7 protein-coding genes and 2 pseudogenes are annotated in these 8347 nt (G+C 67.7%); 5 read left to right on the top strand and 4 right to left on the bottom strand.

Annotated features, from left to right (window positions below; genetic code table 11):
• Window positions 1-438, bottom strand: a pseudogene (locus GA0115259_RS05825) (hypothetical protein); the annotation flags it as partial.
• A 47-nt stretch (window positions 439-485) separates the two neighbouring features.
• Here GA0115259_RS05825 and GA0115259_RS40050 point away from each other — a divergent pair.
• Window positions 486-830 carry a hypothetical protein gene (locus GA0115259_RS40050; RefSeq protein ID WP_176732444.1) on the top strand — a complete coding sequence of 115 codons (345 nt, stop codon included), beginning with the start codon at window positions 486-488 and terminating at the stop codon, window positions 828-830.
• 201 nt (window positions 831-1031) lie between these two features.
• On the opposite strand, the gene GA0115259_RS05815 is transcribed toward GA0115259_RS40050, so the two are convergent.
• Window positions 1032-1700, bottom strand: a complete 669-nt coding sequence (locus tag GA0115259_RS05815; protein ID WP_256097921.1) for a TetR/AcrR family transcriptional regulator — start codon at window positions 1698-1700, stop codon at window positions 1032-1034.
• A 180-nt stretch (window positions 1701-1880) separates the two neighbouring features.
• On the opposite strand from GA0115259_RS05815, the gene GA0115259_RS05810 reads away from it, so the two are divergent.
• Window positions 1881-3320: an aldehyde dehydrogenase gene (locus tag GA0115259_RS05810; protein WP_093591827.1), complete on the top strand. Its 1440-nt coding sequence runs from the start codon at window positions 1881-1883 to the stop codon at window positions 3318-3320.
• Window positions 3321-3745: 425 nt separating this feature from the next.
• Here GA0115259_RS05810 and GA0115259_RS05805 read toward each other — a convergent pair whose 3' ends face one another.
• Window positions 3746-5350 carry a CocE/NonD family hydrolase gene (locus GA0115259_RS05805; RefSeq protein WP_093591824.1) on the bottom strand — a complete coding sequence of 535 codons (1605 nt, stop codon included), beginning with the start codon at window positions 5348-5350 and terminating at the stop codon, window positions 3746-3748.
• A gap of 738 nt (window positions 5351-6088) precedes the next feature.
• Between GA0115259_RS05805 and GA0115259_RS05800 the strand changes: the two genes are divergently transcribed.
• Entirely contained in the window at window positions 6089-6853 is a 765-nt protein-coding gene (locus tag GA0115259_RS05800; RefSeq protein ID WP_093591821.1) for an SDR family NAD(P)-dependent oxidoreductase, read from the top strand.
• A gap of 162 nt (window positions 6854-7015) precedes the next feature.
• Here GA0115259_RS05800 and GA0115259_RS40045 read toward each other — a convergent pair whose 3' ends face one another.
• Window positions 7016-7381: a hypothetical protein gene (locus tag GA0115259_RS40045; RefSeq protein WP_161230302.1), complete on the bottom strand. Its 366-nt coding sequence runs from the start codon at window positions 7379-7381 to the stop codon at window positions 7016-7018.
• Here GA0115259_RS40045 and GA0115259_RS42700 point away from each other — a divergent pair.
• Together GA0115259_RS42700 and GA0115259_RS42695 are read left to right on the top strand one after the other, a co-directional pair.
• Window positions 7284-7511 (top strand): annotated as a pseudogene (locus tag GA0115259_RS42700) (carboxylesterase family protein); the annotation flags it as partial. The gene GA0115259_RS40045 and the pseudogene GA0115259_RS42700 sit on opposite strands and share 98 nt — an antisense overlap.
• Window positions 7511-7951 carry a CocE/NonD family hydrolase C-terminal non-catalytic domain-containing protein gene (locus GA0115259_RS42695; protein WP_093591815.1) on the top strand — a complete coding sequence of 147 codons (441 nt, stop codon included), beginning with the start codon at window positions 7511-7513 and terminating at the stop codon, window positions 7949-7951. The pseudogene GA0115259_RS42700 and the gene GA0115259_RS42695, both read left to right, overlap by 1 nt.
• Window positions 7952-8347 lie beyond the last annotated feature (396 nt).

Here is an 8347-nt window from a genome sequence, read left to right as displayed (position 1 = left end):
AGAGTGCTGGTTGAGATCCATCTCAGCCAGCACTTTCTGTTTCCCGGAGTCGTAGGTGAGAGTAAGACCGAGTTGGCGGTAGAGCTCCGCTTTGTCCTCACGCTCGGCTTGGCGTACGACGGCGGCGAGGTCGCCGATGGAGCGGACGAGGCGGGCGATCTCGCCGCGCGACATGCGGGCGCCTCCTCCTTTGGTTGCGGCCCGTAGTTCTGCTTCTGCCCGGGTGCGGCGGGCCTGGGTCTCGGTGATCCACTGGGTGATGACGGTGGGGTCGGCGCCTGCTTCGAGGGCGGCGCTGTGGGTGGCGAGTTTCGCGTCGCATTCGGCGATCGCCGCGCGGGCTCGCTGGATGGTTGTGCTGTCGGAGTCGTGGCCGGGGGTGGCAGTGGCTGCCATGAGGTCGATGGTGTCGTCGAGTCGGTGGGGCAGGAACACCATGACGAGCCAGTCGTCGAGCGGGGCGACTACCCAGGCTCGTGCTCGCCATGCAGACCGTGCGCGCCAAAATGCAGCGGGATCGAGAATTTCTTCTCAGGGAAAAGAAGCGGGTCGAGACACTACCCCGGGATCAAATCGCGGACATTGTCAACTTTCTGTGGGGGCCGAACGTCGGCACGAGTACCGCGCTCGTGAACACGGATTTGGAGATGGACCCGATAATCGCGCCACCGGCCAGTGTCCGACTCCCGGGCGAGGCGGCGCGCACTGGCGACGGCGGCATCACCGTGGACGACGAGTCCGGCCCGCAAGGCATCAGCGATTTCGAAGAAGACCTGCCCGAGAATCGTAGCGGCATCAGCGGCGTTGTGCCGATGACCGCGGTGGTGTAGGCGTCGGCGGTGGACTCCCTGATCCCGAACCCAGCAGCGATCTTTGTCGGCGTGGTGTGTTCGCGCAGGATCTGTGTGCTCCTGCCGCTTCCTGCAGACCTACATCGACCTCGGCGAGATCCTGACCCTGAGCGCGCCCGAGGACGGCGAATCCTGGCACCGGGCCTGTCTGTCATCCGGTGGTGCGGTGAGGGTGCGGACTCATCCGGCGCGGGTGGTCAGGCCGGCGGCCAGGGCGCACGCGGAGTTGGTGAGGCGGGGCAGGAAGTCGACCACGGCATGTGCGAGGCGTGGTTCGTCCTCGTAAAGCCGGGCGAGTGCCTCGGGCGGGGTGGAAATCTGCCAGAGGGCGCCGGCGAGCAGGCTGACGGTGCTGATGAGTTCCCGCGTCGCGGTCTCGTCGAGGGCCGACTGGAAGCCAATTCCGGTCTCCACCATGTCGTCCAGGGTGGCGAGCGCTGCCAGTTTGTACGCCAGGACCGCTTCGGCCGAGACGTGGCGCTCGAGGTGGAGTGCCGCGTGCGCCAGCAGGTCGCACAGGAGCGGCTGCTCCGCGAGGGTGCGGCACAGGGCCGTGGCCAGTTCCTCGGCGGTGCCGTCCGTCCGTCCCTCCAGTGCTTCCCGCAGAGCGGTGGCCCATCCCCCCCAGCAGTCGGCGGTGAGGCGCAGGTAGATGTCCTCACGGGTTTCGGCGTAGCGCAGCACTGCCGACTTGTTGATACCTGTCCGTGCGGCGATGTCGGTCAGGGTTACCGCGCGTACGCCCTTCTCCAGAGCGAGGGAGCGCGCCGCGTCCATGATCGCGGCGCGCCGCAGCTCCTTGTGTTCCGGCCTGCGGGCGCGCTGGACGTGGGCGGGCAGCTTGTTCACGTCACCAACTTAACAGAACGCTGTTCACTTGACTAAGTGAACAGCGTTCTCTTAAGTTGATGGGGAAGGCGCCGAGGTCACCACACCGGGCGGCCCGGCGTACCCGGTCCGGGGCGCGATGTCGACCCGCCGCCGCTTCCTCCGCTTCCGTACGACGACCCACCGGAGAAGGAATCCACAGTGATCACTTACGACAAGCTGTACATCGGCGGTCAGTGGACCGAGCCCGCCAAAAAGGATCTGCTGGAGGTCCGCTCCCCGCACGACCGCTCCCTGGTCGGCCTGGCTGCCGAAGCGACCAAGCCCGACGTGGACCTTGCCGTCGCCGCAGCGCGCGAGGCGTTCGACAACGGCTCTTGGCCGCGCTTGGCGCCGGCCGAACGACATGAGGTCCTCACCCGCTTCAACAAGCTCTACGCCCAGCGCGCCGAGGAGATCGCCGACCTCACCACTGCCGAGAACGGCAGCACCCGCTGGTTCACCGGCTGGACCTCGGCCGCACTGCCCCAGCAGACCGACGCCTTCCTGCGCGCCGCCGCCGAACTGCCGTGGGAGGAGGAACTGCCTCAGCCGGAGGGCGCGACGGGCCGCATCCTGGTGCGCCGCGAGCCGGTGGGCGTCGTCGCGGCCGTTATCCCCTGGAACGCCCCGCACCAGTCCGCGCTCGTCAAGATCGTCCCGGCGCTCCTGGCGGGCTGCACTGTCGTGCTGAAGACCTCACCCGAGAATGCCCTGGTCACTCTGCTGCTCGGAGAGATCCTCACGGCGGCGGGCGTACCGGAAGGCGTGGTCAGCATCCTGCCCGCCGACCGCAAGACCAGCGAGTACCTCATCTCGCACCCCGGCATCGACAAGATCGCCTTCACCGGATCCACGGGCGCGGGACGCACCATCGCGGCCATTGCCGGCCAGCAGTTGAAGCGGGTGAGCCTGGAACTCGGAGGCAAGTCCGCCGCCATCGTCCTGGAGGACGCCGACCTCGACGCCATGGTGGAGGGCCTCAAGTTCCTCTCCTTCGGCAACAACGGCGAGTCCTGCGTCGCCCACAGCCGGATTCTGGTGCACCGTAGCCGCTACGACGAGGCCGTGGCCAAGCTGAAGGACCTCGTCGAGTCGCTGACCGTCGGCGACCCCATGAACCCCGACACCTTCATCGGCCCCATGGTCAGGGCCGACCAGCAGCAGCGGGTGCGCTCCTACATCGAGACCGGCATCAGCGAGGGCGCCCGGCTGGTCACCGGCGGCCCCGAGGTCCCGACCGGCCTGGAAGCCGGCTACTACGTCACCCCGACCCTCTTCGCCGACGTCGACAACTCCATGCGCATCGCGCAAGAGGAGATCTTCGGCCCGGTACTCGTGGTCATCCCCTTCGATGACGACGACCACGCGGTACGCATCGCCAACGACTCCCCTTACGGTCTGAGCGGCGGTGTGTGGACCGCCGACGAGACCCGCGCCCTGAAGATCGCCCGGAACATCCGCACCGGCACCTTCTCCGTCAACGGCGCACCGTACTCCTTCGACGCACCCTTCGGAGGATTCAAGAACAGCGGCATCGGACGGGAGTTCGGCACGACCGGCCTGGGCCAGTACATCGAGTACAAGACGATCGTCGGCTGACCCGTAGCGGCGGGGCCGCACACGGCGTGCCCGGCCCGACCCGGCCGGGCGCGCCGAGTGCGGCCTCATCCACCACACGCAAAAGACACCTGCACCCCGTCCGGCTACGGCAGCCGAGTAAACAGCAGCCCCGGAGCGAGTAGTTGCTCGTGAGTTCGCCCCACCACTCGCCGACGAGCCGATCGTTGGCGGCGGCCGCCCCAGTTCTGGAGCGCGCTCAAGGCAAGCGACCTCGCCGTGACGACACCCGATGAGCGCGCCGGGTCCGTCACTGGCCTGTCCGGCTCGGGACAGCCGGACAGGGAGAGGCTCCGAACGGCACCCCTTCGAGGCCTTGACACCGGTGGCGACGCTGTCCATCTGCGCCACCGCCCCCAGTGACGGTGGCCAGTGGAGGACGCACTCTCCAATGGGAACGCCGGCGGCTACCGCGCACCGACGACGGGTAGATCGAGTCTGGTTCCGGCGAGCGAGACGGTGTGACGGTTCGCGACGCGCACGGTCGCCGTCATGGGGTTCTCCCCCGTGCCCGGATTGATCGCGTAGAGCGGGAAGGCTCCGCCGGCGACGATGAGGCGGATCCGGTGACCGGCGGCGAACCGGTGCGCCACCGCGTCCAACTCGATGGTCGTCGCGCCGGTCGCGGCCCGCAGGCGCAGGTACCCGTCGGTGACGTTCGTCGAGCGCCCGTTCGGCGCGACATCGCTGATCCGGACGAAGAGGTCGGCATCGGCATGCTCGGTACGGTCGTCAATCGTCGCCACGGGCACGCCCATGACCTCGGTATCGGCCGTCAACGGCTCGGAATCGAACGTCAGCACGTCGGAGCGCGCGGCGAGACGGTTGTCGCGCTTGTAGCCGCCCGTCATGAAGTCGTTCCCACCGACGCTCGGCGTCGGATCATCGGGGGAATAGACGAAGGTCCGCTCTCCGACCGCCGGCTCCGCACCGAGGCGGCCCGAAGCGTCCGGGTGCAGGGTCAGTGTCCGGGGCGCGGGGGGCCACGATCCGAACCAGCGCCAGCCGCCTCCGCCGGTCACCTCGAGATGGACGGCCGCCTGTCGCGCTGGAACGTCGAGCCGGCCGTACTTCGTGTCGAACCACTGCAGCATCTCGGTGTGCATCATCGCGTTCCCGGCTCCTTGCAGATGCGTCCACGGCCCGATCGACAGTGCTACGTCGATCCCGCGCTGACGGAGTCGCTGGTACTGGAGGTGGCTCTGCCTGCGGAAGATGTCCTGCCAGCCGCTGATGAGCAAAATCGGGACGTCCACCTTGTCAATCGCCGACTTGAACCGCATCGGCGCCCACTGAGACGACGCGAGGTCGCCGTCGGACACCCGGTCGACGAGCCATGGGAGCTTCGGATACTCCTTGCGGACGCCCTCGACGACCGGCGTGGCCTTCATCGCCCTCCTCGCGCGCGGATTGCCCGAGAGCATGTCGATCACGAGCTTGGGCATGGAGGCCGTCTCCTGGATGTCGATCAGATTCGACCACGAGATGAGATCGTTGCGGAACGTGCCGGTCGACCAAGTGTGGCCCGCGAAGTCGTGCGGACCGACGAAGATGACCGCAGCCTTCAGGTCCTCCGGCGGCTCGTTGAGTAGCGCCCACTGCGTGTAGCCGATGTAGGAGGCGCCGGTGGTCGCAAAGCTGCCGGTGTACCAGGGCTGGAGACGCAGCCAGGCGACGACGTCCTGCCCGTCCTGGGCTTCCGCGCGCATCGGGTCGAAGCTGCCGCCCGAGCCGAAGGTGCCCCGGCTGTAGACGGTGACGGCGCGGTAGCCGTGGGCGGCGAGCTGGCGGGGCACCGCGGCCTGCGTCTTCGGCCCGTAGGGAGTCCGGATCAGGATCGTGCCGTGCGCCTCGGCCGCCGGATGGTAGACGTCGGCGCGCAACGTCACGCCGTCGCGCATCGGCACCCGCACCGGCTCGACGCTCAGCGGGGAGGCCGGGCGCAGATGCCAACGACGATTGGTGATGCGGTCGGCGAACGTGAGTCGCGGTGCGCGGGCGGTGCTGATCATGGGTCGGCTGCTCCTGGATCCGCCGTGGCGCCATCGCCACGTGCCGATGGGAGCTTAGGAATCCTCGAGCGCGGCGGCGAGGAGTCGTGCCGAGGGATGGCACATGGGTCAGAACTCGGCAAGCCCCCAAGGGCGTCGCCGTCGAGCAGCCGCTGGAACCCGCCTTGAGGTCATCGAGGCGGAGGATCTCTCAGCCGCACGCCCGTCGCGTCGAGTGTGTGCCGGGCGGCTTCTTCCAGGCGTTGGACGTCCCGGGTCTCGTCGACCCGGTGCGCACGGCTTGCTCGACCGGACGGTGTTCTACCGACCGCTGGCTCTAAGAATGGATACAGGCATGGTCACGTGTGCGGCGCCACCACGTCGTGGAGCTGAAGGCTTCCCGGGCCTTGCTCGACCGCCGGAGGCCGAGACTGCCGGCAGTCCGGCTGGGCGGGGTGACAGGCGATCAGGCCGCCCAGCCGGTGTCCTCGGGCGGTTGTGCGCCGGCCGAACGCCACCGGGGCTACGACGTGCCATGGACGGTGCGCTGCCAGCTCTGCGCGGCGGTCAAGGGCATCCGGCTCTCGGACGTGGTGACAAGCCGCACAAAGCACCGGGGTCGCGGCGCTGCCAGCCGATTCAACCGGGGACACGGACTCTGGCGAGGCACGTGGAGGAGCGGAAGAAGCACTGACAAGAACATGATTATGATATGTAATTAAGTCAGGGAGATGGCAATGGGTGTGCAGGGAGAACAAGATGCGATTCGTTCAGCAGACCGCAGTTGTCGCCGGCGGCTTCCGCGGCATTGGATCGGCATGCATCGAGCGGTTCGGGGCAGAGGGAGCGGCCGTTCACGTCATGGACTTGTCGGCCGAACGCTCGGTCGATATCTGTGACAGCACCGCGGTCTCCGACTTCATCGAGTCGTTGCCGGAGTGTCCGACCGTCGCCGTCAACGCTGTCGGTAACGCCAACCTCGCGCTCCTCGTCGACCAGGACGTCGCGGAGTTCCGTCGCATCCTGGAGATCGAGCTGGTCGGTGCGTACAACTTCATCCAGGCGGTCGCGCGGCGCATGATCCGGGATTCGGTGCGTGGATCGATCGTCAGCATCTCGTCGGTCAACGAGCGGTTTCCGAGCCGCGGCCTCAGCGGCCATTGCAGCGCCAAGGCCGGGCTCATCATGCTCACTCGCGTCGCGGCCGTCGAACTCGGCGAGCACGGCATCCGGGTCAATGCCGTGTCCCCCGGCTGTACGCTCACTCCGCTCACGGCGCCGTTCGCGAAGTTGGACAGTTACGCCGAAGAGGTAAGGGTCACCACGCCCCTGGAAGGTCGCATGGGCGAGCCGGAGGAGATCGCCGCTGCGGTGGCGTTTCTCGCTTCTCGTGACGCCGCGTGGGTCACCGGCCATGTGCTGCACGCGGATGGCGGGCAGGGCCTGGTCTACGTGCCCGACCCGCTCAACGCCGTGGCGGCCGCGGACCCGTGGTCATTCACGTCGCAGGTGCTTACGGACTGACCACCTCGATCGATCGAGGCGAAGTTCCTCGGCTCGGTCGGCGGGCAGCCGATTGAGCCGAGGAACGCCGGCCAGGCACGGCCTTTGTCAGCCGACGCCCCAGGATTTCGTGCAGAGCTTCGGGTTGGACCGGGAAGCGCCGCCATGGCAAGGGACCCCCGATCACGAGGGGACGACGCGAAACCATCTCCGCGACCAGTCGTGTTTTGCCGCCGCGTTCAGACTATGGACGACTGCTGTGGCTTCCTGAACGACCTGAACCATCAGAGCAATGCCGACGAGCTGCGCGACCTGTCCGAGTGGATCTTCGCCATGAATCTCGAGTGCTGGCCTGGCCATGGCGTGACCAAGTGCATTAATCGCGGCCATCACCACCGGGGCCCTGGCCATCCTGAGGAAAGTAGTCCTGACCCGGGAGCCGCCCAGATCAGTGCTCCCATCTGACGCGGCCGGCCACGGCACCCGATCGTCCATCCAGAACTCCTGCTTCGCAGAACAACGAGAGGCCACCTTGAGCAGCGACAGCACGATCGCCCAGACTGCCAGCGGGAAAGTTCGTGGTCGAAAGGTGAGTGGTGGGGTCCTCTTCGCCGGTGTTCCGTATGCCGGGCCACCCGTTGGGGCACGTCGGTATCACCCGCCAGTTCCGCCAGAGCGCTGGGCTGGCGTACGGGACACTGTCAGCCCCGGGCCCGCGTGTCCCCAACTTGTGCCCGATGTCAGCAGCATGCCGCACTGGGCCCGCCCAGGCGCGGTGCATTCACCTACGACCCTGCTGCCCCGACGCCCACCGTCGGCGGCCGACGCGTTGCCCCGGACGGTGGCGCGAGGGACAACGCTCCGCGCGAAGAGCGCCCCGACGTGCTCACGTTCACCACCGAACCGTTCGGCCAGCCGACCGAGATTCATGGGACCCCCAAGCTGAGCGTCCGGCTGACCTCGGACAACCCGCACGCCGATCTGCATGCACGCCTGTGCGTGGTAGACGCGGACGGCGGCTCCAGCTCTCGGGCGGATCGTTCCCCGAATACGACCGGAACCTGGGCACTGGCCAAGCCCCCGCGACGGGAACGGCGACGGCGACGGCGACACACGTGATCGACCACGCCACGACCACCCTGTCGCTGCCGGTCGGCCCGCCCGCGTGAGCGCGAGGCCGTCCGGAAGAGGCCCCGGAGGTGGAGGAGAGGAAACCGTGCAGGCAATCCTGGCAAGGAGCCTGTGAAGGCGGCCGCAGCAGTCTGATTGCCCTCACGGCTCCCAGTGAGCGGGACCGGGCCTGGGACGGCTTCCGCCGGATTCAGCCCTGCCGGTTCAGCAACCCGGAACTGAAGACTCCGGGAAGCGGGTGGACGCAGGCAGCTCATCCAGCACCGTGGCGGCGGTGTCCAGATGACCTGCCTGTGCTGGCGCTCCGTACCTCGCTGACGCCGTACTGGAGCGGCATCACGCCACTCCAGTACGTACCGCCAGTCTCTTGTTCTAGAGACTGCC

The organism is Streptomyces sp. MnatMP-M17 (assembly GCF_900091995.1).
Taxonomy (GTDB): domain Bacteria; phylum Actinomycetota; class Actinomycetes; order Streptomycetales; family Streptomycetaceae; genus Streptomyces.
The sequence above is the reverse complement of the archived record's forward strand: the minus strand, read 5'-3'. Positions and strand labels throughout refer to the sequence as shown.

Coding starts and splice junctions, on each gene's coding strand:
- GA0115259_RS05805 (WP_093591824.1), bottom strand. CDS start 5,350: ATGATCAGCACCGCCCGCGCACCGCGACTCACGTTCGCCGACCGCATC.
- GA0115259_RS05800 (WP_093591821.1), top strand. CDS start 6,089: ATGCGATTCGTTCAGCAGACCGCAGTTGTCGCCGGCGGCTTCCGCGGC.
- GA0115259_RS40050 (WP_176732444.1), top strand. CDS start 486: ATGCAGACCGTGCGCGCCAAAATGCAGCGGGATCGAGAATTTCTTCTC.